This is a genomic window from Lentzea californiensis (assembly GCF_024648825.1).
Lineage (GTDB): Bacteria > Actinomycetota > Actinomycetes > Mycobacteriales > Pseudonocardiaceae > Lentzea > Lentzea californiensis.
Map to the genome: position 1 here is coordinate 164,002 of NZ_JANBBE010000010.1, position 23,668 is coordinate 187,669.

A 23,668-nucleotide genomic window follows, 5' to 3' on the forward strand; every position below is an offset into this window, starting at 1 on the left:
GGGGGACAGGGGCGGCGACCACGTCGTCAGGTTCACCTCGGCCAGTTGCCCGGGGCGGTGGGCAGCGGTTCGTGGTGCAGCACGCCGAGCCGTTGGGTGGCACGGGTGAGCGCCACGTACAGCTCGGCCGCCCCGCGCGGCCCGCCGGCCACGATCCGCTCCGGCTCGACGACCAGCACCGAGCCGTACTCGAGGCCCTTGGTCTCCGAGACGGGCACGCCGGGCGGCCCGATCAGCACACGGCCCAGGCAGCGGCGCACCAGCACGCCGGTCTATTTCGGACAGTACCTGTGCCTCGTCGACCACCACGTGCCAGTAGGTTCAGCCTCGGTCGGCGGAGGCGCGTTCGACGAGGTCCAGTTGCGAGGCGGTCAGCTTGCACTGCCCACCGGCCGGGCCACGCGAGACCAGCGCCTGCGAGTGGGGTGCCAGAGCTCCGCACTCATTGCGCTGAGCTGCGATGATCAAGGTTCTGTCGTCCTGACCAGATCGGCGAGAAACGCAATGAGGACGTCCGCACGCTCGGGCAACGGCTGGTGACGGCGCGCGAACTCGGTGACTTCGGCGATGTACTCACGGCGGAGCTGCCGCGCGCCGGGATCAGGACGTACATACGACACCTGGGACACTGGACCCCCGACAACCCGCTAGACCAGGAGTGCACCGTGCAGCAGGGAACCGTCCGCTGGTACGACCTCGAGCGAGGCTTCGGCTTCCTCGCCCCCGACGACGGCAGCGACGACATCTTCGTGCACGTCTCGCAGGTGCAGGGCGAGGGCGCGGCCCGGGCGCTGCGCGAGGGCCAGACGGTGGAGTTCGAGACCGGTGAGGGCCCCCGCGGTCCGCAGGCGCTGCACGTCGCCGTCACCGGGGACGTCGCGCCCGACGCGGCCCTGGGTGTGCTCGCCACCGTCTCCTGGTACGAGCCGGCCAAGGGCTACGGGTTCGCCGCGCCGGACGGCGGGGGTGCGGAGGTGTTCGTGCACTCCTCCGCCATCGTCACCGGGGGCGTCCTCGCGGCCGGGCAGCGGGTGGCCTTCGTCGTCATCGCCGGGGAGAAGGGGCCGCAGGCCCAGCACCTGGTGCCGCTGAGCTTCGACGCCGGGGTCCGCCGAGCCCCTCTGGTAGCGCCCGGCGACGGTGCCGACGGCTCCGTCCTGTGGTTCGACGAGGAGAAGTCGTTCGGCTTCGTGGCCGCCGACGACGGGGCGGGCGACGTCTTCCTGCACGTGCGCGCCCTGGTCGACGAGGTGTACCTGCCGGCCGCGGGCGACCGGGTCTCGTTCACCACGGTCACCGTGGACCAGGGTCGTCAGGCGCGCGAGGTGCGGTTCGTGGCCACCGGCGAGCCGGTGGAGGCCACCGCGGCCCCCAGCCAGGCCCGTCCGGTCACCCGGCCCGCAGCCCGCGCCGGCGACGGCACGGTGGCCCGTTACGACGCCGATCGCGGTTTCGGCTTCATCACCCCCGACGCGGGTGGGCCCGACCTGTTCGTGCACGTCTCGGTGGTCTCCGGCGAGCCCCTGGTGGCCGGCGAGCGGGTGCGCTTCCGCATCCGGCAGAGCGACCGGGGCCCGCAGGCCGATGCCGTCGAGCACGCCTGACCGTCCGGGACGGTCCTACGACGCCTCGAAGCGGGCGACGTAGCGGCGCTGCCACGGCGCCTCGACCGCCCGGTGGTCGTAGCGCGCCCGCACGTACGCGACCGCCTCGGCGGCCGGCACCCCGTCCAGACAGCCAGGCACGCCAGCGAGGTGCCGGTGCGACTGTGAGGGGTGCGACGCGGTCGAGGTTGGTCCGGCTCTGATTGATGCAGCGGACGAGGAGGTTGGCGTGTGGTTCGCGTATCGCAGTAGTGCGTCGGTCCCTGCAGGTCAGTGACATCGGTGGGCATCACTCGTTTCTCGCGCCGCCGCGTTGCTGGCCGCCCAGACGGAGTCGCGCCAGCGCGCGTCCGGAGCTCATCGGCTCGTCTCCGCAGCTCGTCGTTGAACACGCGTGCTCTGGCGGTCTCGACGGTTCAGTGTGGCGGCTCGACGCGGTCAGTCCGTTCGAGGTCGGAGATCCACAGGGCAAGCGCCGCCTGCGCGTCGCGCAGGGTGCGTGCCGGCTCGCCGAGTCCGCGCAACGCCAGCCGCCGCTGTTCGAGCCTGGGGCTGCGGAACTTCGGGAAGGCGAGCTTGAGGCACGTGTCGATCATCTCGGCGTGGTAGTGCAGCAGTTGAGCCACCCGGAACTCCAGCGACGCGCGGTCGGCGTCGCCGATGAGGTCCATCGCCCACCCGTGCAGCCGGCAGTAGTCGGACGCGACCCGGCCGCCCTGGCGGGCCACCTGCGCCGGGGTGTCGCCAGGCTGCGTGCAGGCGCCGATGATCTGCTCGGCGGCGGGCTGGAGTGCGACCGCACGGGTGGCTACTTCCAGCAGCGACCGCAGCGCGACCAGACGAGCGGCGGCGGAGTCCTTCGCAGCTGCCACGTCCGCGCTTCGCCGCGGGCGACGCCCCGGAATCCGCATGTGATCCACCAGCCTCGATGAGCCAGCCCAGGAGCATCCAGTATGAACCGCCACGAGGCGCACCGCGAGGTTCGGGAGTGTGGTTGGGCTTCCGCCGTTCGGGGTCGCGCCAGACGGCGCCGACGGTGACCAATTGGCAGGAGCAACTCGTTGCGACAGCATCAGGGTCTTGCGCGGCGGATCCGTTCGGTTCAGTGCCCCGCACACTGCCCTTGGAACGACCTGACGTGAGCGGGTACGAGATCGAACATTGCCTGCCTCCACGACTCGTCAAGTGGATCAACTTGGTCATTCGGGAAGACGGGTAAACGGATCGCCGCCGAGGCGAGTCTTCCAAGGTGATGGCTGACTACGACGACTTCGCCCGAGCGCAACTGCCGCGGTTGCTGCGGTACGCGACGATGCTCACCGGCGAGCGGGAGCAGGCGGCTGATCTGGTGCAGGACGTGCTGGTGAAGGTGTACCGGCACTGGGCCCGGATCAGCGGCGCGGATCATCCCGACAGGTACGTGCTGCGGATGGTGACCAACGGCTACCTGTCCTGGCGACATAGCCGGTCCGCGCGTGTGATCGCCTCGGGCGACCTCCCCGAGGAGGCACGTGCGGACGATTTCGCGTCGGACCACGCCGCGCGCGAGGACATGTGGCAGCGCCTGTCGCGGCTGCCCAAGCGCCAACGTGCCGTGGTGGTGCTGCGGTACTACGAGCAGCTGCCCGATTCCGAGATCGCCGGGCTGCTCGGCTGCGCCCAGGCCACCGTCCGCGCACACGCCCACAAAGCATTGGCCTCGCTGCGAAACGGCTTGGCCGTCGAGCAGATGGCGGAGGCCAGGGAGACAAGATGAACATCGAGAACTTGATCAAGGACACCTTCACGGCGCGCGAACATGACGCGCCCGACAGCGACGCGGTTCTGGCCGCGGCCCGCCAACGCATCGACAGCAGGCGCTCCGGGCTGAGCCGGCCGCTGGCGGTCGCCGCCGGGGCGACCGTGCTGACCCTCGGCGCGGTCACCGCCGTGGCGCTGAACCGGCCGGACCCAGTGGACCAGTCCCAGACGGTCGCCACCGCCAACGGTTCCCAGGACAGCCAGACCCCGGCCCCCACCGCCCCGGCCCCGGCGGGGCTGCAGATGCCCTACTCCCTGGGCTGGCTCCCGCCGGGCGCGGTCGCCTACCGCGCACAACGGATCAACATCGGGTCCAGCGCGGCCAACCCGGAAGCACCTCTGTACGGCGGCGAGTACATGCTGACCGTCACGGCCGGCGGCCAGGTCCTGGAGGTCGGCGTCCAGCAGTTCCGGATGGTGCCGGTGGACCAGGCGATGTTCAAGTCGGGCCCGGGCTCCCCCGTAACGATCAAGGGACAGCGCGCCGTCGAGAGCTCGGTGTCCACCGGGCCAGGTGGGTACGAGCTGTACGTGGAGCACCCCGACGGCGGTTCGATGTACGTGCACGTGGCCGCCGCGTACGGCAGCACCGCGCCCGCGCAGCAACTCGTCGACAACGGCCGCCGGATCGCGGAGAACATCCAGTTCCCGGGCACCACGACCGTCACCCCGGCGTTCGGCCTGCGCGACCTGCCCGCCGGAATGCGGATCTGCGCCTTCGGCGTCCAGCAGCCCGCGGACCGGCCCGGGCCACAGGCCACCACGAGCTACTCGCTCGGCACGTGCACCGTCCAGCCGACGGTGCACGTCAACAGCGCGGTCGTCGGCCAACCGGAGGGCACGCCGGGACAGCCGGTGCAGGGCCGCGAGACGCGGTACGCCGACGAGAACGGCTACCACCGGCTGTGGGTCCTCGGCGCGCTGGAGGGAGCCCCGGTCGTCATCGCGGGCCGGGTACCGCCGGCCGACCTGTACGACATCGCCAACCGTCTCGTCCTGCCGAACTGACCGCGGTCCGGACCTGTCAGGGACGCAGAAGGATCTTGCCCCGCCGGCCCGGGGCCGCGTTGCCGCGCGCGGCCCCGGCGATCTGCTCCAGCGAGTAGACGTGCTCGACTGGCAGGGTGAGCGCGCCCGAGGCGATGCCCGTGACCAGTTCGCCCAGCAGCGCGGCCCGCTTGCCGGCCGCCATCGCGGGGAAGACCTTGCTGCCCCAGAAACCGGTGACGGTGACCTGCTTGAAGATCACGTCACCCGAGCTGATCTCGAGGGTGGGGGAGGCCATCGCACCGAACACCACGAGCCGCCCGCCCTCGGCGAGCAGCGAGACGACGTCGCCCGCGGCCGCACCGCCGACCGAGTCGACCCCAGCCCTGATCGGCGCGTCGCCGACGATCTCCCGAACCCGGTCGCGCCAGCCGTCGTCGTCGGTGGCGACGACACTGCCGATGCCCTGCGCACGTAGTTCGGCCACGCCGTCGGCACGGCGGACGAGGCCGAGGACGTGGACGCCGCGGGCCGCCGCCAGCTGCGCGACGAGCCTGCCGACGGCTCCGTTGGCGGCGTTCTGGACGAACCAGTCACCCGCAGCGAGCTCCAGCGAGTCGAGCAGCGCGATGGCGCTGAAGGGCATCGACACCAGCTGGCTCGCCGACTCGTCATCGATGGCGTCGGGAACGGGGATGAGCGTCTGGGCGGTCGCGACCACGAACTCGGCCCAGGCGCCGAAGGTGCCACCCGACGCCACGCGCTGGCCCACCGCGAGGCCGTCCACGCCCTCACCGAGCGTCTCGACGACCCCGACGAACTCGGTGCCGGAGCGTGCGGGCATCTCGGGCTTGAAACCGTAGGTTCCGCGCGCGGTCCACAGGTCGTGGTTGTGGACGGGGGAGAGCAGCACCCGCACCAGGACCTCTCCGGGACCGGGCTGCGGAGCGGGCACCTCCTGCACCTCGAGGACCTCGGCGGGGTCACCGAACTTCTGCTGGACCAGTGCGCGCATGACATGCCTTTCCGTAGGTGCTGGGGACGTGTCCCTCCCTCCGACCTCACACCATGCGCAGAAAGGTCGCACGCCAGAACAGCAGAACGACGGAGTAGGCCACGAACAACCACCCCGCCGTGGTGCGGGAGCACCGGGCCTTGCGCCGCAGCAACCGTGCGATCCCCACCCACGCCAGAGCCAGCAACCCCGCCGGCAGGGGCAGCGACACGTCGAAAGCGGTGCTGCTCGGCACGCCGACCATCAGCGCCACGACACCCCAGACGGCCGACGCGATCGTCCAGCGCGACCTCGCGCGGGCCGAGAACGTGCCCCAGTTCACCAGCGTCACCCCGTTCGCAGCGATGGTGCCCCAGGTCTGAGCGCCCTGCGTCTGGCGCTCCCACCACGAGCGCTCCGCGTGGCCGCGGGAAGCTCGGGAGGCGAGGTCCAGCATCGCGACCTCCCGCGCCCTTCTGGGCTGGCCCGCGCCGCTGCGCCTTCGACCGCCCTGCTCGTCCCCGTGCCACGACGGCAGCCTGGTTCGAACGCGGTCACGGAGACCCGCCCCGCTCTGGCGCCGTGTATCGGCGATGTATCAGCCGTGTATGCGACCTCCGGATGCTGTGGGGGCCGTACAGACATGCGAAAAGGGGATCTCATGCGGTTCACCAAAGTCACGGTCGCTGCCATCGGCCTGCTCGGCGCGGCCCTGATCGGCACCGCCGCTCCGGCCGGCGCGGCCGGCGGGCAAGCGTTCGGCCCGAACGTCAAGATCGCGCAGCCGTGGTTCGACGACACGGCCACCGCGTCCGCCGTCGAAGGCGACGTCAGCATCCAGCAGACGGCGGACGGTGCCATCAAGTGGATGGCCGACCGTCGCGGCAGCACGGCGTACGAGGGCTACTGCGAGCGCGCCGTCCGCCTGGCGTGGAACCGCTCGACGCACCACGCGTCGGCGATCGACCACTGGCGGTCCTCGGACGGCGCCCGCCACACCACCGGCACGCCACCCAGGGGAGCGTTCGTCTTCTGGAACATCAGCCAGTACGGCCATGTGGGCATCGCGGACGGCAACGGCGGCTTCTGGTCGACCAGCGTCGGCGGCAAGATCGGTCACCCTGGTTCGACCGGTTACTTCAGCAACTACCTCGGCTGGAAGTACGGCAACAGCAACTGATCCGCGGAGGCCGCCGCGCGTGCGAGTGCTCGCCGCGCGGCGGGTTCGCCTTCCCGGTTCCCGGTGCGGCGGTAGGTTTCCAGAGCCTGTCGCAGGAGGGTGTGCGCCTCGTGCGGGTGGCCGTTCGAGATCAACGCCTCGGCCAGCTCGACCTGGGCGAACGCCGTGCACCGCTCGTCGGTGAGGTCCGTCAGGATCGTCACGGCCCGGCGTGCGCTGACCAGCTCCTGCTCGTGCTCGCCCGTGCTGCGGCAGAGCGCGGAAAGTCGCACCAGCACCAGGGCTTCGCGGTGTGCGTCACCGAGGTCCGCGGCGAGCCGCCGGGCGTTCGTGAGCCACTTCCGCGCCTCCTCGGGCCTGCCGAGCGAGCTGTGGACCCCGCCGATCGACGCCCGCACGTGTGCCACGGAATGCAGATCGCCCGCGAGCTCCAGCAGCCGCAGGCCTTCGCCGTAGAACTCCATCGAGCGCTCGTACTCCGCTTGCAGCCGGTACACCACGCCGATGCCCGCGAGGGAGGTGCCCTGGCCGCGGTCGTCGCGGAGCGAGCGGTAGAGCTCTTGTGCCGCAAGCAGTCCTTGCTCCGCCTCCGTGAACTCGCTGCGGTAGATGTGCACCTGGGAGATGCCGCGCAGCAACGCCGCCTCGCCAGCCTCGTTGCCGGCCGCGCGGACACTCCGCAACGCCCGCGCGTGGGTGCGCGCCCAGTCCTCGTAGTGGCTGTGCAGGTCGAAGAACGGCACGCAGGCCGCCGCGAGCTGCCACGCCACCTCGTCGAGGCCCGCGTCCGCCGCGATGTCGACCGCGCCGCACAACGTGCGCCGTTCCGCCTCGAACCACGCGACGGGCTCGGAGAGCAGGTGCTCCGGCGCCGCGACCGGGGCGACGTCGGCGATGGTGGTGCCGAACGTGACGGGTAACCGCCGTGCGGCCGTGACCGCGAGCCAGAGCCACGCGCGCAGCGTCCGTTCGAGCGCGGCCCGGCCGTCCGGCAGTGAGTGGTTCAGGGCGTGGCACCGCAACAGGTCGTGCAGCCGGTAGCGCGGCTGGCCGATGCCGTCCGCGCCGAACGTCTCGAGCAGATGAGCGTCGACCAGCCCGTCCACGAGGTGCTCGGTGCCCGGTTCACCGAGCAACGTCTCGACCACCCAGCTTGGGAAGTCGTGCGGACCGAGCAACGCCAGCCGCACGAACGCCTGGAACTCGCGCGGGGACAGCTGCCGGATGCTCAGGTCGAAGCTCGCCCGCACGGCCAGCTCACCGGAGGTGAGCTCGCGCAACCGCGTCGACTCGTCGACGAGCCGCTCGCGCAGCACCTGCATCGACCACCGCCCGCGCCCGGCCAGCCGCGCGCCCGCCACCCGGATCGCCAGCGGCAGGTGCCCGCACGCCGCCGCGATCGCCGCCGCTTCGTCGGGCTGGGCGCGCACCCGGTCCTCGCCCGCGATGGCGGTGAGCAGTTCCGCCGCCTCCTCCGGGGAGAACGGGGACAGCTCCACCTGCAGCGCGCCGGGCAGCTCCGGCAGCCTGCGCCGGCTGGTCACGAGGACCGCGCAGCCCGCGTCGGCCGGGAGCAGGGGCACGAGCTGGCTCACCGAGGCGGCGTCGTCGAGCACCACCAGCACCCGCCGACCGGCGAGCTTGGAGCGGAACAGCGCGGCACGCGCGGTGACCTGCGCGGGCAGGCCGGCACCCGTGATCCCCAAGGCGTGCAACAGTTCCGTGAGCACCTCACCCGGTTCGCGCGGGTGGTCGGAGGTGCCGCCGAGGTCGACGTAGAGCTGTCCGTCCGGGAAGTGGTCACCGACCTGGTGCGCCACCCGGATCGCGAGTGTCGACTTGCCGACACCGGGAGGCCCGGTCACCACGGCCGGTGCGGAGTCCTGCCGCAGTGCCGTCGTCAGCACCGCGATCTCTCCCGCGCGGCCGCAGAAGTCGAACACCGTCGGCGGTAGCTGACGCAGGGGAGCGGGCGCCGGTTCGTCGCGCAGCACCGCGAGCTGGGCCTCTCGCAGCGCGGATCCGGGCTCCAACCCGAGCTCGCCGGTGAGCCGCACGCGCATGTCCGCGTAGACCTGCAACGCCTCAGCACGCCGGTTGTCCTGATGCAGGGCGAGCACGAGCTGCCCGCACACGCTCTCGCGGTAAGGGTGCTCCGCCAGCAACGCCCGGAGCTCAGGGATCGCCTCGGCGCACTCACCCGAGGCCACCTGCAACCCGAGCCGCTGCTCGGTAGCCGCGAGCCGGGCCTCGTCGAGCCGGGCGAGGGCAGGCGCCCACGCGTCGTGACCCGGCAGGTCCTCCAACGGACGGCCGCGCCAGAGGCACTCCGCCCGCCGCAACAACCCCAGCGCCGCGTCGGGTCGCCGCCGGGCTTGCGCGACGAGCTCGTCGAACATCAGCGCGTCGAGTTCGTCAGCCTCGAGTTCGAGCACGTAGCCGGTGCCATGGGTGCGCAGCTGCTCGTTGAGCAGCTGCCGGAGCCGCCAGACGTAGGTCCGGACGTTCTGCACCACCGACCGCGGCCGAGTCGCGGGCCACAGGGCCTCGATCAGCTGGTCGAGCGAGACGTCGGTGTTCGCGTGCAGCGCGAGGTGCGCGAGCAAGGCCCGCTGTTTGACGCCACCGAGACTCTCCCTGCGGCCGTTCCGCCAGACCTCCAGAGGGCCCAGCACCCGCACGCTCGACCTGCTAATGGCTCCTCCGCTCCCCAGGACCTGCTCAGGTGTTCGTCCATCGGACGACGTCGGCGCCCGTCGCGTTCCCGCCGCACACCGCGATTCCGAACACCGGTCCCGCGCACCGCCGCCACACCCTCGCTGCAACACCCATTCGGTGAAACGGTTTGAGTCGATTTTTCGGGATAACGCTGCTTTGCTGACACGCGTAACGCCGACCTCGATCTCATGTGATCGTGTCCCGGCTGTACAAGGTGACTGGGAAGTTGCTGTCTGCCGCGTCCTTCTCCGACAGCTGGTCCTTCCGTTCCGCTACGAGCCGGCAGACCGATTCTGGTTCGCCGCGCTGTCCAGGCTGATACGTCGTCCGCGGTGGGGACATCGAGGCCGAGGAACTACGCGTGATCAAGAGCGCGCCGCAGGCCCTCCGGATGAACGCCACTGCGAACGCATCATCGGCGCCATCCGGCGCGAGGTCCTCGACCACATCCTCATCACCGGAGAAGCCCACACGCGTCATGTCCTTGCCACCTACGAGATCCACTACAACACTCACCGATCCCACCAGGACCGCGATCAGCTACCACCCGAAGCTCAAGAGCAACCCGCCGTCAGGCATGACCTCAAGCCCCGCAAGCTGCTCCGCACCCGGATCCTCGGCGGACTCGTCAACGAGTACAGATACGCCGCATGACGTGCAGCGATGACTTTTCGAGCGGCACAGGGTGACTAGAACATGGGGTGGACGTCATGCCCACCCCATGCCGTCTACCGTCTGCGTGTACCGACACTCAGCACTGTGCCGGCGATGATGGCCGCCACGATCACTGAGGACAACGCCGTGCCGTTGATGGTGAACTCGCCTGCTCGCGTGCTGGGTATCAGGAACCCCAGCACGACGAGTGCCAGCAATGCCAGGCCGACAAGCCACGCCATCTTGCGGTCCATCGTTCTCCCAAAGGTTTCACAGTGCGCCGAGCACTGCTCCGCCGGCGCATGCTCCGACGGACTAGTCCAAGCCGGTGCTTTGGCCGTTGATGGTGTTGGTCACGACATTGGAGACGGTCTCCTTGATGCGTCCGCCCGCTGCGAGACCGCCGATCACTCTGCCCGCAGGGGTGACGCACGGCGAAATCGCGGTGCTGAAGGACACGCCGACGCCAGCCTTCGCTTACCTCGCCGTTTCCCACACTTCGCCGCGTTGCGGCTACTGCGCACGACCGACTGTGAGCAAGGCGCTCCCCGTCGCTGGTGCCAACGCGCACTCCTGCTACTACTCCGAGGACGTCCAGGCGGTAACCCCGGCACGTCGAACTCGTGATCGTCCCGTGCGCTGACCACGTCGACCTGTACGACCGCAATGACCTCATCCCTTCGACAGGCTCGACGAGTTCTTCACCACGAATCCTCGCGTGACCTCGGCGAACGCCTGCTCGCCGCCCGCCATGACAGCAAAGACAGCAAAGACAGCGTCACCCACCCGCACCTCGGCGCACTGGCTCCTAGGCAGACGTCGACTCGTGGCCGTGCACGAAGCTGGCCCGCCGGGTAGTACCCCTGCCAGTGACGCCGAGAGGGCTTGTCTCCCACTCGTGCAACGAGGGACTGCGACACGTGTAGGTGCCGTGTAGCACGCCTCACTACGCTCTTTCACAGCGCGAAAATCCGCGTTTCAGATAAAGAAGGCGTCGGCCAGAACCGTCGACCCGAACGAAGGATCACGACAATGCGCAAGACAATCGCCGCGACGTTGAGCGCGGCCGCCGTGCTGGTGGGCCTCATGCCGATCAGCGCAATCGCGACGGCAGCTGCGGCTCCCGGGCTTGGCGTTGCCAGCACGAGCGACTACCCGAACGGGACGACCAGCGCTACCGCCGCCTACCCATCCGACCCGATCCCCCAGACGTGCAACGGCCGAAGCGGCTGCATCTCCGGCATCGTGAACTGGTCGAACCGTTCGGCCAATCTTAGTATCAAATTGTTCGATGATAACAACGCCGGATCGACTACTGCTTTTTTCTACTACTACACGGCAAACGGTTGGTATGGAACCGAAAGCCGGACCGCCAACAATAAGACTATCTCGGGCTACCCTGGCAAGCAGGGCCCGGCGGGCGGAATCACCGAGGTCATAATTACACTCAAGGCAAATGTTGATCCTGATTCTCCCGAATTCCCTGTCGGTGCTTTCTATCGCGACTTCTGATCAATAGTTCCGCACGGAAGTTGTTCCTGAGGCGCAGCCGTACGGGCCCGAGGGCGGTCACCCAGGCCGTCCGCAGCCTGCTCATGGACCTCAAGGACACCGGACACCTCACGCGGATCAGATTCCTCATCCGCGACCGCGACGCCAAATACCCCGCGTTGATCACGAAATCCTTGGCGCCGCGGGGATCGATACGGTGCCGACCGGTGTCCGGATACCCCGCATGAACGCGATCATGGAACGCTGGTCAAGACACTTCGCGTTGAACTGCTGGACCGCACGCTGATCTGGAACCAGGCCCACCTACGGCACGTGCTGCGCGAGTACGAGCGCCACTACAACGATCGACGGGATCGTCTTGGCGGAGTCGTCCACGAGTATCGGCGTGCGGCTTGAACTGCACGGACGCGGTTTTCGGCACACAACTTCTGGCAACAGGCTTAGATCGCAGCGGCGGAGCGCGAGTGTGCCGCCGCGACGCGGTTTGGCGACGCGTCGTGCTGGGTTGTCGCTTTTGGGCATGAGACGGTCCGCGATCGCGTGCTGGTAGAGGCAGCGGGCCGCGGCAATGAGGTGCTCGGCGGCGGAGCGGCCGCCGGGGGAGTTCTTGCGGACGACAGCGTCTGCCTCGATTCGCTCGGCGAGCTGTTTGATGTCCAGCGGTGTCGGCTTGTCGCCCCACTCGTCGACGATGCGGTTCCAGTACGTCTCGTAGACGCGCAGCGCGTCGGCGGGTACGGCCTTGGCCACGCGCTCGACGTACTCGCGGACGTGTTGCAGGTGTGGTTCGGATCGCCGGGGAGTAGAGCTTCGAGGCCCAGAACACGACGAACTGACCGAGGGGTACCGCCTGTTCCTGGAGTTCCGCCACGGAGAGAAGCTGCACACCGCGGCGCTCACCGTGGCCGTGCGTTGATGCGAGGCCGTCGAACGGGAGACAGCGCACCAGCAGGATGATCTGTCCAAAAAGGAGCCTCTGTCCGACGACCGCGGGCAGAGACACTTCGTTCGACCAGTGCACAGTCCGCTGCCGACCGGCAGTTCAGCGTGATACGAGAATCGAATGCACACGTTCGTACCCTTCAACGCGCCTCGTGATCGATGAGATCATTTGCGGGTTGCTGGCCGTGTGATGGGGGAACAGGGGTGACGACCGGGTGCAGTGGTCCGACAGATCGCGGCGAGTGGTCATCGTCGGGGCGGGGCTCGGCGGCACCGCCACCGCTGTCCGCCTCCTCCAGTTCGCCAGGGAACCAATGCAGGTCGTGCTGATCGAGCGCCGTCCTGAGCACCGCAGCGCGGGCGTGGCCTACCACCCGGCGGGCAACCCCTGGCACCACGTCTTCAACATCCAGGCCGGGCGCATGGCGATGTTCCGTGAGGACGTCGACGACTTCGTGAACTGGGCCAACACCAGCGCCGACCGGACCGGCTGGCCGCCGGAGTGGCGCGGGTTCGAGTTCACCGAGTCCGGGCCCGCGCCTCGCCGGATCTACGCCGACTACCTCGCTGACCGCCTCGCTGAAGCCGCACGTGAGGCGTCAGAGGGAGTGACGCTGGCCGAGGTCGACGGCGAGGTGGTGGACGTGGTGGTCGACGCCGGTGACGTACGTGTCGTCGTGGAGAACTTCGCCCTGCCGCACAGGCCGTCGCCGGGTGGCGAAGCCGAGTCCCCACCGGTGACCGTCCGAGCCGACCACCTCGTCATCGCGACGGGCCTGGAGCAGCGGGCGCTCGCGTTCGCCACCGAGGTGCTGGACCACCCGTCGTTCGTCAGGAACCCCTACTCCGCGGCCGGTGTCGAACGCGTGCTCGGGGTCCGGCCCGACGCCGTCGTCGCGATTATCGGCACGTTGCTCACCGGGTACGACTCGGCGGCGCTCCTGTTGCGCCGCGGTCACACCGGGAAGATCCACATGGTCTCGCGTTCCGGCCTGACCGTCCGCACTTATCCGCCTGACCACCGTCACGAGGTCCTCGACCTGCCCGCTCCGCGGTTGCGGGGCGACTACGAGGGGCCCGGCCATCTCGTCCAGCGCGTCAAAAGCGAGTGGGAACGGGCGTGCGCCGTCGTCGCCGAGGTCTATCCCGGCGTGGCGCCGGTGGTCGTGACCGAACGGGTCGCCAAGTCGTGGGAGCCACACCTTCCCGAGCTGCTGCAACGCGTCCCGACGGCCGATCTGCGCGCGCTCCTCGACGAGCACGGCAGCGCGCTCGCCACCCTGAGGGTCAGCGCCGTCGCTTACACGACCCAGATGGTCGACGTGGCGATGTCCGGGGACGGGCAGATCGCCGTCACGACCGGGAAAGTCAGCCAGATCGATGGTTCCGGGAACGGCACGCTGGTGCTGACGGTGTCCACACCGGACTCGACCCGGGCGATCGAGGCGGACCTCGTGATCTCGAACTTCGGCCGGGAACCCGACTACCAGCGCGCTGGTGAACCGTTCTGGGCGAACCTGCTCAGGAAGGGCCTGGCCGTGCCGCACCAGCGCACCGGTCGCGGCGTGGAGGTGGACGGGACCGGTGTCCTGCTCGGACCGGGCGGTGTCCCGTCCGGCCCGATCTCCGTGGTCGGTGGTCCGCGGGAGGGCGACGAGATCGTCCGGCACGGCCGCATCGGCGCGTTCTCGTTCAACCTCGCCGCGATCAAGAACCATTCGGTCGGTGTCGCCGCGAACGTGCTGCGAGGCCTCGAATCCTGCTACGACGCGAAAGCCGGTGACGTGACGGCGAACTTCGGCGCTCCGGCGCGCGAAGCGTTCGCGCGGTCGGTTTCGCTCGACGTGCGCCGGATGGCGGCACGACGACGGCGTGACCGTGAAGAATCGGCTCTCCGTCTCGACGAGAGTGTTGTGACCGTGTGCGATGCCATGGCTCGCGACGGCCAGGTCCCGACGACCGCCGACGCACTCCGGTTCGCCGTGAACACCGCCGCCACGGTGAGGCTCAACGACCTTTCGGTGACACCGAGAGATCTCCGCTCCCTGCTGGGACTCGACGAGCCGACCGGACCGATCGGCTGAAGCGGCGGCGTCGAGCACCACGCATTCCGGAAGATGCAGGGCCGGTTCGGCGGCTGCCATCCTCAGATCAACACGGAGTGTCAGGTCGGCACGCTCTCGGCCGCGGTGCTCCGATCGGGATCGGGGAAAGGACCCCTGTGAACTTTCGCGAAACACCTGCACATGTGTTGGTCGGCGGACACCTGAGGACCTTTCACGGCACGTGCAATCGAACCGCCGAACCCGTTGAAGGCACGGTTCTCGTGACGGAACAGCTCGGCCCTGAGCTGTACGACGCCATCCTGGCCTCCAGCGCCGTGATCTGCGCACGAGGTGGCCAGACCGGCCACATGCAGTCCCTGTGCCGCTCCCGCGGCATCCCCGTCCTGCGCGTCGACCCGCTCGCGCTGGACACCCTCGTCGGCGACATCACCGTTCGACTCGACCGCGGGTCGATCATCCACGGCACCGTCGTGGACGTGCCGCGGCAGAGGCAACCCGTGCTGCCCGGCCTCGACGACGTCGAGTCGATCTGCGTGGTGATCGCCGACGCGACGGACATCCGCTCCACCAACGACCTCACGGCGCGCGTGGACAGCTACTTCATCCGCGAGGAGTTCCTTTGCCTCGGCGCGGGACTGAGTCCGATCGACTCGCTCCGCGCCGGGCCGCGCGAGGCCGAGCGCTACGGCGTGGCGATCGCCGGGGTGCTGCACTCGATGGTGAGGGAACTCCTTCCCGGCCAGCGACTCGTCATGAGGCTGCTCGACCTCCGGTCCGACGACGCCGCGCGGATGACCACCGGGATCGAAGTGGACGACGAGCCCAACCCCGAACTGGGCCTGCACGGCGCCCGGTGGCTGCTGGCGGAACACCACTACCCGGCGGCTTTCCTGGCGTTGCGCGCCCACGTGGCCGATCACTTCGGCGCGGACGCGGACCGGGTGAGCTTCGCCGTGCCGTTCATCAACGACAGCACCGAGTTCCTCCGGTTGCGCGAGCACCTCCGCCTGACCGGCGACACCCCGCTCGGCGTCTTCGTCGAGACACCGGCCGCCGTGCACTCCGCGACCGAGTTCTGCGCCGCCGGGGCCAGTGAGCTGTTCGTCGGCACCAAGGACCTGATCCAGTTCTACCTCGCCGCCGACCGCGGCAACCACAGGGTCGCGGCCACCTACCAGACCAGGCACCCGGCCGTGCTCGCGGCGTTGAGCCAGACCGTCGAGTCGGGCCGTGCCTCGGGCGTTCCGGTGCACGTGTTCGCACTGGGCACCGACGTGGACCACTACCTGCGGCACCTCCCGGGGCGGCGCCTCATGATGTGCAACGCCGAGCTCCAGCGGGTCGCCGGAGCCGTGGAACTCCCCGCCTGACCGGGAAGGCGGCCGACGCCTCTGCTCTGCCTGGTCCTACCGGACCGGGTGGAGCAGAGGCTGCCACGTGGTGCGGGTGGCCACCGGCACGGTGACGGGCAACCGGACGACGGAGATCGGGCCGGCGGCGAGATCGGTGGCGTCGAAGACGGCCAGGTCGCTCGATGCGCCATGACGCATCGGGACCACGAGCCACCCGTCGGCGAGTGCGGGCTGGCCGAGGCGATGACCAGCGCCGAACGAGTAGGTGGCCTCGCCGTGCCGGAAGACCGTGGTGTCAGCGGTTCCGTAGATCTCGTGCCCTCGTTGGCCGTGCCCGTCAGCGCGCGCGATGGCGAAATCCGCGTACGTCAAGAACTCCTCGTTGACCTCACCCGTGACGAGGTCCAGGGTCCAGCGGATCAGCTCGCGCGGTCCGGCGGGCGAGGTCTGTCGCAGCGCGTCGACCACCACCTCCTGGCCGTCCTCGAAGGCGTGGACCGCGTCCGGCACGAAGCACGGTGAGACCGGGAACCACAGAGGATTACCGCGAGATCGTCTCGGCAGGAGGCCGATCCGGGCCTGTTTGGACGATCGCCAGGCGAAGGGTGTGCGCAGGCCGACGAGTTCCGCGGCGCGGTCGTGCACCATGGAGAGGTCGAAGACGACCACGTGGTCAGGGGTCAGGGCGACGGTGTCGATGCGCGCGGGACCGCTGAGCACGAAACAACGGCCGCGGCGCACCGCACCCGAGGCGCTCATCGTCACGTGCTCGGCGAGGGGGGAGCCCGGTCTGGTCGCGATCGTGTGCCACTCGCCGGTGCGCGGGTCCTGCATCGGACGGGCCACGCGCAGGCCGTCGCGCACCGCCGGAGCGAGGCTGGGCACGGTGCCCAGCAGCGAGTGGTCGGCGCGGGCGCGGTGCCAGGCCGCGGTGCCGCCGGACAGGCGGACACCGGTGATGGAGACGGGGTCGGCGCCGTGCGCCGGATGGGGGACGGACTGCAGGAACCGTCCGCGCAGGTTCGCGGGCAACGAGCCTTCGACGAGCAGTGCTTCCACGGTCGCACCTCCGACCAATGCATAACAGTGTTGTGCTAAACATATCGCCGTTATGCAACAATGTCAAAGGTGAGCCCACGCCGAACGGACCCGCGCACGCACACCGCCCTGATCGAGATCGCTGCCGCGTTGCTTGCCACCGAAGGACCTCAGGCTCTCTCGACACGGCGCATCACGGCGGAGGCCGGCACCTCGACGATGGCCGTCTACACCTACTTCGGCGGTATGAGCGGCCTGGTCCGGGAGATGGTGCACGAGGGTTTCCAGCGGCTGCAGCGGCATCTCACCGCGGTGCGCTCGACGTCCGACCCGGTCTCGGACATGGCGTTGCTCGGCCGTGCGTACCGGCTGAACGCGCTGGCGAACCCGCATCTGTACAGCGTGATGTTCGGCGGCGCGTCGCTCAGCGGGTTCTCGCTGACGGACGAGGACCGCCAGCACGGCCGATACACCCTGACGGGCGTCGTCGAGTGCGTGGCGCACTGCGTCTCGGTGGGCCGCTTCGCGGACGCCGACGTCGCGCACGTCGCCCACCAGATGTGGATCGCCACCCACGGACTGGTGACCCTGGAACTGGGTGGGTACCTGGTGGCGCCGCTCGACGGTGACGCGTTGTTCGACCCCCAGCTCGTCGCGTTGATGGTGGGGGCGGGGGACCGGCCGGAGATGGCGGCGCGGTCCGTGCGGGCGTCACGGCGCCGGATCGAGCGAGAGCTCAGTCAGCAGGCGGGGTGAACGGTCCCCAGGTGAAGGCGGGCAGCCACGATCCTGGCGGGCCGTCCCAGCCGAGGGCGGCGATCTCGGCGTGGGAGCGTCTGCCCGCGAGACTCCGGTGCAGGTCGTGGGTTCCGGCTCGCAGCGTGCGGGCCACCGGTCCGTCACCCGTCGTCCAGGACGTCGCGGGGCTCTCGATCCGCAACGCCGGCAGGTCGTGCGCCCGCACGGAGGCTGAGAAGCCGCCTGCGAGCAGGCCCAGCGTGCTGGGGTAGGCGGGGTGATCCGGGTCGGCCGGTACGTCCAGGGCGGCATGGAGGTCCAGCAGGTGGGTGAACGCGTCCATCACCATGCGGCCGGCCGAGCGCGGGCCCTCCAGCTCGACGAGCGGTTCGAGGACGTGGGAGACGCGGTCCCACTCCTTCAGGCCGCGGTCGACGTCGGGGTGCGGGGGCTGCGCCGTGCCGATCGGCGATCCCAGCCGTGCCGCCACGTTCCCCGCCACCTCCAGCAGGTGCGTCACCAGGTCCGTGACCGTCCACTCCGGACACGCGGGCACCGGTAGGTCCGCCACCCGCCGCGTCGCCAGCAGGCCGATGTCGTGCCGGATCCGCCGGTACAGCAGGTGGTCCGGCGCGGTCACAGCGGCACGTTCCCGTGCTTGCGCGCCGGTGTGGAGGCACGTTTCGTGCTCAGCATCTCGAGGCCGCGGGCGATCGCCGCTCGCGTCTGAGCCGGGTCGATCACGTCGTCCACCAGGCCGCGTTCGGCGGCGTAGTACGGGTGCATGAGTTGCTCCGTGTACTCGGCGATCAGTTCGGCGCGCAGGGTCAGCGGATCGGCCGCGGCGGTGAGTTCCTTGCGGAACAACACGTTCACCGCGCCTTCGGCCCCCATGACCGCGATCTCGTTGGTGGGCCAGGCCAGAGAGAGGTCCGAGCCGATCGAACGGGAGTCCATCACGATGTACGCACCGCCGTACGCCTTGCGGATGATGACCTGGATGCGGGGCACGGTGGCCTCGCAGTAGGCGTAGAGCAGCTTCGCGCCGTGCCGGATCGCGCCGCCCTGCTCCTGTGCGGTGCCGGGCAGGAAGCCGGGCACGTCGACCAGGGTGACCAGCGGAATGTTGAAGGCGTCGCAGAACCGCACGAACCGCGCCGCCTTCTGCGCCGCCGCCGAGTCGAGGACGCCGGCGAGCACCAGCGGCTGGTTGCCCACCAGGCCCGCCGTCCGGCCGTCGACGCGGCCGAGCGCGCAGATCACGTTGCCCGCCCAGTGCTCGTGCACCTCGATGAACTCGCCGTCGTCGACGACCTCGGCGATGACCGACCGCATGTCGTACGGCTTGTTCGGTTCGACCGGCACGAGCTGGGCGAGGCGCGGCCGTTCGTCGGTCGTCGCACCGGCCGGTTCCTCGCAGGGAGGACCGTCGAGATTGTTGGAGGGCAACAGGGAGACCAGGTATCGCACGTCCGCGAGACAGGTCTCCTCGTCGTCGTGCACGAACGTCGCGACGCCTGACTGGCTGCTGTGCACGTCCGCGCCGCCGAGTTCCTCGTGCGTCACCACTTCGCCGTTCACGGCCGCGACGACGTCGGGTCCGGTCAGGTACATCTTCGCCGTGCCGCGCACCATGAACGTGAAGTCGGTCAGGGCGGGGGAGTAGGCGGCGCCGCCCGCGCAGGGGCCGATCACCACGCTGATCTGCGGGATGATCCCGGAGGCCGCCACGTGCCGGCGGAAGATTCCGCCGTAGGCGTTGAGGGCCATGACGCCCTCCTGGATGCGGGCGCCGCCGCTGTCGTTCAGGCCGATCAACGGGCACCCGGCGGCGATCGCCAGGTCCATCACCTTGTGGATCTTCGACGCGTGGGCCTCGCCGAGCGACCCGCCGAACACCGAGAAGTCCTGCGCGTACACGAAGACCCGGCGGCCGTCGATGGTGCCGGACCCCGCGACCACTCCGTCCGTGTGCGGCCGGTTCTCGGAGATCTTCATGCCCCGCGCCTGGTGCCGCCGGTACAGGTCGATCTCCGTGAACGAGCCGGGGTCGAGCAGCAGGTCGAGCCGTTCGCGGGCGGTGTGCTTGCCGAGCGCGTGCTGGCGGGCGACGGCGTTCTCGTCACCGGCGACGACGCGGGCCCGCAGCCGGTCGGACTCGTCCAGCACGGACTTCATCGAGCGCGGTTCCGGTGCCGGTGCGGGGCGGGGCACCGCGACCGGCACGAAGTCGATCGGCCGGAGCGCGCGTTCCGACAGGTCGGTCATGTCGTCCTCTCCGCCAGCCAGCGAACGGTGTCGGCCATCGTCTCCGCCAACGGTCTGGTGGCACCGGCCGAAGCGACGCGCTGAGCGTTCCGGCACGTGCGGATAGCGCCGCCCTGCACCGGAATCGGCCACGGCCACACCCGCTGCAGCGCGTCGGCGACCAGGCCCACCGGCGCCAGGGCCGCGGCGGGCAGGAACACGGCGGGCAACCGGCGCCCGGTCACCTCGCGCAACGTCCGCAGGTACTCGCGCGTCGAGACGAACCGCCCCGGCCCGAAACACCGAGGCGGGCCGCCGGTGAGCAGGTGAGCGTGCATCGCCGCCGTGTCACGGACATCACCCAGCGGGAAACCGCCGGTCGGCCAGATCGGCAGGAGACCGCGCAACGTCGCCCGCAGCCGTGCGGTCTGGTCACCCAGCCGCGGGTCGTGCGGACCGAGCAACGCGGGCGGATAGCTGATCACGGCGTCGTAGTTCCGCGCGACGGTCTCCGCCGCGGCCTTGGACGCCGCGTACGCCTCGGAAGAGGTCGCCACGGGAGAGTTCTCGTCGAGCACCGAGCCGCCGAGTGCCACGAAGCTCGACACGTGGACGATCCGTCCGACCCCCGCGCGCCGAGCCGCCCTCAGCACGGTCTCGGTGGCGATCACGTTGGTGCGCCGCATCTCCTGGCGCCTGCGCCGGTCGAACGAGTAGACGGCCGCGGCGTGCAGCACCGCGTCCGCACCGCGCACCAGTTCCGCGACCCTGCCGGCGTTCGTCGCGTCACCGGCCACCACCTCGACGGCGGCGGGATCGACCCCCAGCGGGCGCAGCACCTCCGGCACGTCTCCCGGGTCTCTCGCGAGCAGCCGGACCCGATGCCCTGCCGCGACGAACGCCGCGACCGAGTGTGATCCGACGAAACCCGTTCCTCCGGTCACGCTCACCAGCATCAGCACCCCGTTCACCGCGACGACGATCGCCAGCCTGCCTTCGCCGCGGTCCCGGTGCTTATCCCAGAGTGCGATGTCCGCCCCGGCGCAACCCCGCACTCTGGGATAAGCGATCGGCGCCACCTCGACCCCATTCTGTGATAGGCGCAGCAGCGCTTGTCCTTTGTGGACTAATTTAGGCGGCGGAGGAGCACACCCATGTCTACGGACCAACCCGCGCTGACCAAGGCGCGGCCGATCGCCACATCCGCGTTCGTCAACGGCCACTTCCCGCGCAGGCGCGGGCTGATCGTGCTGCTGAGCGCACTCGCCGGCTTCGGGCTGACGGTCGTGTGGTCGGCTCACTTCGTGGACTCGACGATCGGGGACAACGTCGCGAACACGTTGCTGGGCCATGACGCCAAGGCCACGCCGATCGCCGGTGTCGCCGCCGGCATCGCTTTCGCGTTCGTCACGGGCCTCGCGGGCACGTTCACCGCGTGCAACATCGCCGCGTTCGGTGCGATGGCACCGCTGCTGGGAGGTTCCAGCAGCCGGGCCGAACGGGTTCGCGGCGCGCTCAAGCCGTTGTTGTGGCTGTCCGCCGGCATGCTCTCGGTGTCCGCGATCTACGGTGTGATCGTCGGGCTCGTGGGCACCTCGATGCCGCAGTTCTCGACCGCGCAGACCGCCGTGGGCACGTTGAACGGCCGCAGCGTGCAGTCGCTGGTCGTGTTCGGCGTGATCGGCCTGGTGATGACCTACCTCGGCCTGGCCGCGCTGGGCGTGGTGCGCGACCCGTTCGCCGGCATGGCGAAGCGCTTTCCCAACGCACCCATGGTGTTCATGGGCGTGCTCATCGGCGGGTTCCTGATCGGCCGCCCGTTCGGCCTGTTCCGCCAGCTGTTCCGCGACGCGGCCGAGAGCGGCAACCCGCTCTACGGCGCCGCAGCGTTCTGCCTGCAGTCGCTGGGCAACATCCTCGTGCTCGCGCTGGCGCTCGTGGCGACGGCGGCGTTCCTCGGAGACCGGCCGAGACGCTGGCTGACGGAGAAGCCGGTGCGGCTGGCGGTGATCACCGGCGTCGCGCTGATCACGGTGGGCGTCTTCACCTTCCTGTACTGGGACGTTCGGCTGCTCGCCCGGCGCGAGCTGATCCCGTGGTACCCGACGGCGCCATGGGCATGAGCGGCGAAGGCTTGCGGATCGCCGGGCTGAGCAGGCTCGCGCAGGTCAGCATCCCGACGATCAAGTTCTACCTGCGGTCCGGTCTGCTGCACGCGGGGCAGCGGACCGGACCGAACCAGATGCGCTACGACGAGAGCCACGTGCGCAGGCTCCGCGTCGTCCGCGCGCTGATCGACCGTGGCGGCCTGTCGGTCGCCGCGGTCGCGGAGCTGGTGGGCCGCAACGGTGACCGAAGCGTGCCGGACGTGCTGACGACCATCTCCCGTGGCACTCCGCCCGACGCCACGGAGGAGGCGCGGGCGAAGTGGCGTGACCGCATCGACGAGGTGCTGGCTCGCGACGGCCGGAGCGTCGCGGGCGACAACGCCGCCGCGACGGAGCTGGCCGGCGTGCTCGCGGGCCTGGAGTTGGCGGGGCACGCACCCGACGACGCGCTGCTGGAGGCCTACCTGCGGGCCGGTGCGACGGTCGCGGCCGCCGAGGCGGACCAGGCGGGTGGTGCGGGCGGCACGGACGAGTGCGCGGAACGGCTGCTCGTGTCGATCGTGCTGGGAACGGTGGCGCTCACGGCCGCCCGCAGACTCGGCCACGACCTCATGACAGAGAACGGCTGACGTCACCGCAATTGGAAAGATGCAAATTGCCACAGGTTTGGTCGATGATGGAGGGAACCGACAAAAGGAGCGCTGATGTCGACGGTGCTCGGTTCCATCAGAAGACTCGTTTTCGCTCCAAAACTCTCGGACGTCACGTTCTCCGCACGCGGGTTCTCCGTTCCGGAATCGAAAACGACCAGAGAGCTGGAACAGATACCGCAGACCGTGATCGCGGGATTCGAATGGGGAATCGACTGCCGGAGCCTGTGGGAGCTGGAGCGCAGGTTGTCGCTCGTCGCGCCCGGTCTGCGCGGGTTCGCCTACGAGGGTGCGACCATGGCGTGCACCGTCCTCGACGCGATGGACGGTCGCAAGCGCACCCGTGACCTGCTGCGCGGTCCCGGTCTGCCGCACCTCTTCCTCGCCTACATCGGCATCGGGTTCGCCATGGCCCGGCTTCCCCGGCCGCTGTGGCGCAAGGTGGTGCCCGATCTGGAGGGCGTCCGCTACCACCCGGCGATCACCTGGCTCGCCGTCGACGGCTACGGCTTCGACCGCGCCTACTTCCACCCGAAGCGCTGGGTCACCGAGCAGGAACCGCCGAAGCCCTACCCGTGGCAGGACACGCCCTCGTACTTCCCGCGGGCCTTCGACCAGGGGCTGGGGCGTGCGCTGTGGTTCATCCACGGCGCCGACGTGAAGGCCGTCGTGGGTGCCGTGCGGGCGTTCGCGGGCCACCGGCAGCCCGACCTGTGGAGCGGCGTCGGGCTCGCCGCCACGTTCGCGGGCGGCGCCGAACCGGACGACCTGGCGTGGCTGCGCGCCGAGGCCGGCGACCAGTGGCCGGAGCTGGCGCTGGGCGCGGCCCTCGCGATCATGGCCAAGGCGGCGGCCGGCTGCGTCGACGACCGCGCCGGACAGGCCGTCCACGTGTTGGGCGACCTGAGCCCGGCTGCCGCGGTCACCCTCGTCGAGACCGCTTCCGTGCCCACCGGTGAGGCGGGCGGAGAGCCGGAATACGAACTCTGGCGCAGTCGCATTCGCGCGCATTTCACTGCGTGAGAAAAGCGGAAGTATTCGAGCATGCTGGAAGATGTCATCCCGTCGCGGTGACGCA

Annotated in this window: 25 protein-coding genes and 2 pseudogenes; 13 read left to right on the forward strand and 14 right to left on the reverse strand. The window is 69.9% G+C overall.

Annotation, left to right across the window (positions count from 1 at the left end; all coding sequences use genetic code 11):
- Positions 1–32: 32 nt before the first annotated feature.
- Positions 33–239: pseudogene (locus tag LX88_RS31065) on the reverse strand (hypothetical protein); the annotation flags it as partial.
- Positions 240–665: 426 nt separating this feature from the next.
- Here LX88_RS31065 and LX88_RS31070 point away from each other — a divergent pair.
- Together LX88_RS31070 and LX88_RS43970 are read left to right on the forward strand one after the other, a co-directional pair.
- Positions 666–869 (forward strand): annotated as a pseudogene (locus LX88_RS31070) (cold-shock protein); the annotation flags it as partial.
- Between the two features lie 30 nt (positions 870–899).
- Positions 900–1,604, forward strand: coding sequence for a cold shock domain-containing protein (locus LX88_RS43970; RefSeq protein WP_372511450.1), 705 nt, complete (start codon positions 900–902; stop codon positions 1,602–1,604).
- A gap of 15 nt (positions 1,605–1,619) precedes the next feature.
- Here LX88_RS43970 and LX88_RS31090 read toward each other — a convergent pair whose 3' ends face one another.
- Both LX88_RS31090 and LX88_RS31095 read right to left on the reverse strand, forming a co-directional pair.
- On the reverse strand, positions 1,620–1,745 hold the full coding sequence (locus LX88_RS31090; protein ID WP_372511447.1) for a hypothetical protein: 126 nt from the start codon (positions 1,743–1,745) through the stop codon (positions 1,620–1,622).
- Between the two features lie 275 nt (positions 1,746–2,020).
- On the reverse strand, positions 2,021–2,476 hold the full coding sequence (locus tag LX88_RS31095; protein WP_258951331.1) for a hypothetical protein: 456 nt from the start codon (positions 2,474–2,476) through the stop codon (positions 2,021–2,023).
- A 380-nt stretch (positions 2,477–2,856) separates the two neighbouring features.
- On the opposite strand from LX88_RS31095, the gene LX88_RS31100 reads away from it, so the two are divergent.
- Together LX88_RS31100 and LX88_RS31105 are read left to right on the forward strand one after the other, a co-directional pair.
- The gene (locus tag LX88_RS31100; protein WP_258951332.1) at positions 2,857–3,360 is read left to right on the forward strand and encodes a SigE family RNA polymerase sigma factor; all 504 of its coding nucleotides are present in this window, start codon (positions 2,857–2,859) and stop codon (positions 3,358–3,360) included.
- The gene (locus tag LX88_RS31105) at positions 3,357–4,412 is read left to right on the forward strand and encodes a hypothetical protein (RefSeq protein ID WP_258951333.1); all 1,056 of its coding nucleotides are present in this window, start codon (positions 3,357–3,359) and stop codon (positions 4,410–4,412) included. The genes LX88_RS31100 and LX88_RS31105 overlap by 4 nt, the downstream gene beginning before the upstream one ends.
- Positions 4,413–4,428: 16 nt before the next feature.
- On the opposite strand, the gene LX88_RS31110 is transcribed toward LX88_RS31105, so the two are convergent.
- The gene (locus tag LX88_RS31110; protein WP_258951334.1) at positions 4,429–5,406 is read right to left on the reverse strand and encodes a zinc-binding dehydrogenase; all 978 of its coding nucleotides are present in this window, start codon (positions 5,404–5,406) and stop codon (positions 4,429–4,431) included.
- 46 nt (positions 5,407–5,452) lie between these two features.
- A complete protein-coding gene (locus LX88_RS31115) occupies positions 5,453–5,842 on the reverse strand; it encodes a hypothetical protein (protein WP_258951335.1) in 390 nt (129 codons plus the stop codon).
- A 204-nt stretch (positions 5,843–6,046) separates the two neighbouring features.
- Between LX88_RS31115 and LX88_RS31120 the strand changes: the two genes are divergently transcribed.
- On the forward strand, positions 6,047–6,565 hold the full coding sequence (locus tag LX88_RS31120; RefSeq protein ID WP_258951336.1) for a hypothetical protein: 519 nt from the start codon (positions 6,047–6,049) through the stop codon (positions 6,563–6,565).
- Here the strand turns inward: LX88_RS31120 and LX88_RS31125 are convergent.
- Positions 6,532–9,246, reverse strand: a complete 2,715-nt coding sequence (locus LX88_RS31125) for an AfsR/SARP family transcriptional regulator (protein WP_258951337.1) — start codon at positions 9,244–9,246, stop codon at positions 6,532–6,534. The two genes, LX88_RS31120 and LX88_RS31125, sit on opposite strands and share 34 nt — an antisense overlap.
- 223 nt (positions 9,247–9,469) lie before the next feature.
- A complete protein-coding gene (locus tag LX88_RS31130) occupies positions 9,470–9,799 on the reverse strand; it encodes a hypothetical protein (RefSeq protein WP_258951338.1) in 330 nt (109 codons plus the stop codon).
- On the opposite strand from LX88_RS31130, the gene LX88_RS44640 reads away from it, so the two are divergent.
- Entirely contained in the window at positions 9,731–9,937 is a 207-nt protein-coding gene (locus LX88_RS44640) for a transposase (protein WP_372511451.1), read from the forward strand. The two genes, LX88_RS31130 and LX88_RS44640, sit on opposite strands and share 69 nt — an antisense overlap.
- Before the next feature lie 74 nt (positions 9,938–10,011).
- Here LX88_RS44640 and LX88_RS31135 read toward each other — a convergent pair whose 3' ends face one another.
- Positions 10,012–10,191 carry a hypothetical protein gene (locus LX88_RS31135; protein ID WP_258951339.1) on the reverse strand — a complete coding sequence of 60 codons (180 nt, stop codon included), beginning with the start codon at positions 10,189–10,191 and terminating at the stop codon, positions 10,012–10,014.
- Positions 10,192–10,252: 61 nt separating this feature from the next.
- Positions 10,253–10,396, reverse strand: coding sequence for a hypothetical protein (locus LX88_RS31140; RefSeq protein WP_258951340.1), 144 nt, complete (start codon positions 10,394–10,396; stop codon positions 10,253–10,255).
- A gap of 573 nt (positions 10,397–10,969) precedes the next feature.
- On the opposite strand from LX88_RS31140, the gene LX88_RS31145 reads away from it, so the two are divergent.
- On the forward strand, positions 10,970–11,449 hold the full coding sequence (locus tag LX88_RS31145) for a hypothetical protein (protein ID WP_258951341.1): 480 nt from the start codon (positions 10,970–10,972) through the stop codon (positions 11,447–11,449).
- A 303-nt stretch (positions 11,450–11,752) separates the two neighbouring features.
- Here LX88_RS31145 and LX88_RS31150 read toward each other — a convergent pair whose 3' ends face one another.
- Complete coding sequence (locus tag LX88_RS31150; RefSeq protein WP_258951342.1) at positions 11,753–12,199, reverse strand: hypothetical protein; 447 nt, start codon at positions 12,197–12,199, stop codon at positions 11,753–11,755.
- Positions 12,200–12,606: 407 nt separating this feature from the next.
- Here LX88_RS31150 and LX88_RS31155 point away from each other — a divergent pair, with 407 nt between their 5' ends.
- Positions 12,607–14,475, forward strand: a complete 1,869-nt coding sequence (locus LX88_RS31155; protein ID WP_258951343.1) for an FAD/NAD(P)-binding protein — start codon at positions 12,607–12,609, stop codon at positions 14,473–14,475.
- A 164-nt stretch (positions 14,476–14,639) separates the two neighbouring features.
- The gene (locus LX88_RS31160; RefSeq protein ID WP_258951488.1) at positions 14,640–15,827 is read left to right on the forward strand and encodes a putative PEP-binding protein; all 1,188 of its coding nucleotides are present in this window, start codon (positions 14,640–14,642) and stop codon (positions 15,825–15,827) included.
- Between the two features lie 36 nt (positions 15,828–15,863).
- Here the strand turns inward: LX88_RS31160 and LX88_RS31165 are convergent, their stop codons facing one another.
- Positions 15,864–16,868, reverse strand: coding sequence for a carotenoid oxygenase family protein (locus LX88_RS31165; RefSeq protein ID WP_258951344.1), 1,005 nt, complete (start codon positions 16,866–16,868; stop codon positions 15,864–15,866).
- A gap of 69 nt (positions 16,869–16,937) precedes the next feature.
- Between LX88_RS31165 and LX88_RS31170 the strand changes: the two genes are divergently transcribed.
- Positions 16,938–17,603: a TetR/AcrR family transcriptional regulator gene (locus LX88_RS31170; protein ID WP_258951345.1), complete on the forward strand. Its 666-nt coding sequence runs from the start codon at positions 16,938–16,940 to the stop codon at positions 17,601–17,603.
- On the opposite strand, the gene LX88_RS31175 is transcribed toward LX88_RS31170, so the two are convergent.
- The 3 genes from LX88_RS31175 to LX88_RS31185 form a co-directional block, all read right to left on the reverse strand.
- A complete protein-coding gene (locus LX88_RS31175) occupies positions 17,584–18,225 on the reverse strand; it encodes a maleylpyruvate isomerase N-terminal domain-containing protein (protein ID WP_258951346.1) in 642 nt (213 codons plus the stop codon). The genes LX88_RS31170 and LX88_RS31175 overlap by 20 nt on opposite strands.
- Positions 18,222–19,763, reverse strand: coding sequence for an acyl-CoA carboxylase subunit beta (locus LX88_RS31180; protein WP_258951489.1), 1,542 nt, complete (start codon positions 19,761–19,763; stop codon positions 18,222–18,224). The genes LX88_RS31175 and LX88_RS31180 overlap by 4 nt, the downstream gene beginning before the upstream one ends.
- An 86-nt stretch (positions 19,764–19,849) precedes the next feature.
- Positions 19,850–20,803 carry an NAD-dependent epimerase/dehydratase family protein gene (locus tag LX88_RS31185; protein ID WP_308203470.1) on the reverse strand — a complete coding sequence of 318 codons (954 nt, stop codon included), beginning with the start codon at positions 20,801–20,803 and terminating at the stop codon, positions 19,850–19,852.
- A 183-nt stretch (positions 20,804–20,986) separates the two neighbouring features.
- Here LX88_RS31185 and LX88_RS31190 point away from each other — a divergent pair, with 183 nt between their 5' ends.
- The 3 genes from LX88_RS31190 to LX88_RS31200 all read left to right on the forward strand — a co-directional run bounded on the left by LX88_RS31190 (position 20,987) and on the right by LX88_RS31200 (position 23,613).
- Positions 20,987–21,955 carry a hypothetical protein gene (locus LX88_RS31190; RefSeq protein WP_258951347.1) on the forward strand — a complete coding sequence of 323 codons (969 nt, stop codon included), beginning with the start codon at positions 20,987–20,989 and terminating at the stop codon, positions 21,953–21,955.
- Entirely contained in the window at positions 21,928–22,569 is a 642-nt protein-coding gene (locus LX88_RS31195) for a MerR family transcriptional regulator (protein WP_258951348.1), read from the forward strand. Before LX88_RS31190 ends, LX88_RS31195 begins: the two co-directional genes overlap by 28 nt.
- A gap of 75 nt (positions 22,570–22,644) precedes the next feature.
- Positions 22,645–23,613 (forward strand): DUF1702 family protein, encoded by a 969-nt coding sequence (locus LX88_RS31200; protein WP_258951349.1) that lies wholly within the window; start codon positions 22,645–22,647, stop codon positions 23,611–23,613.
- The last annotated feature ends 55 nt before the right edge of the window (positions 23,614–23,668 follow it).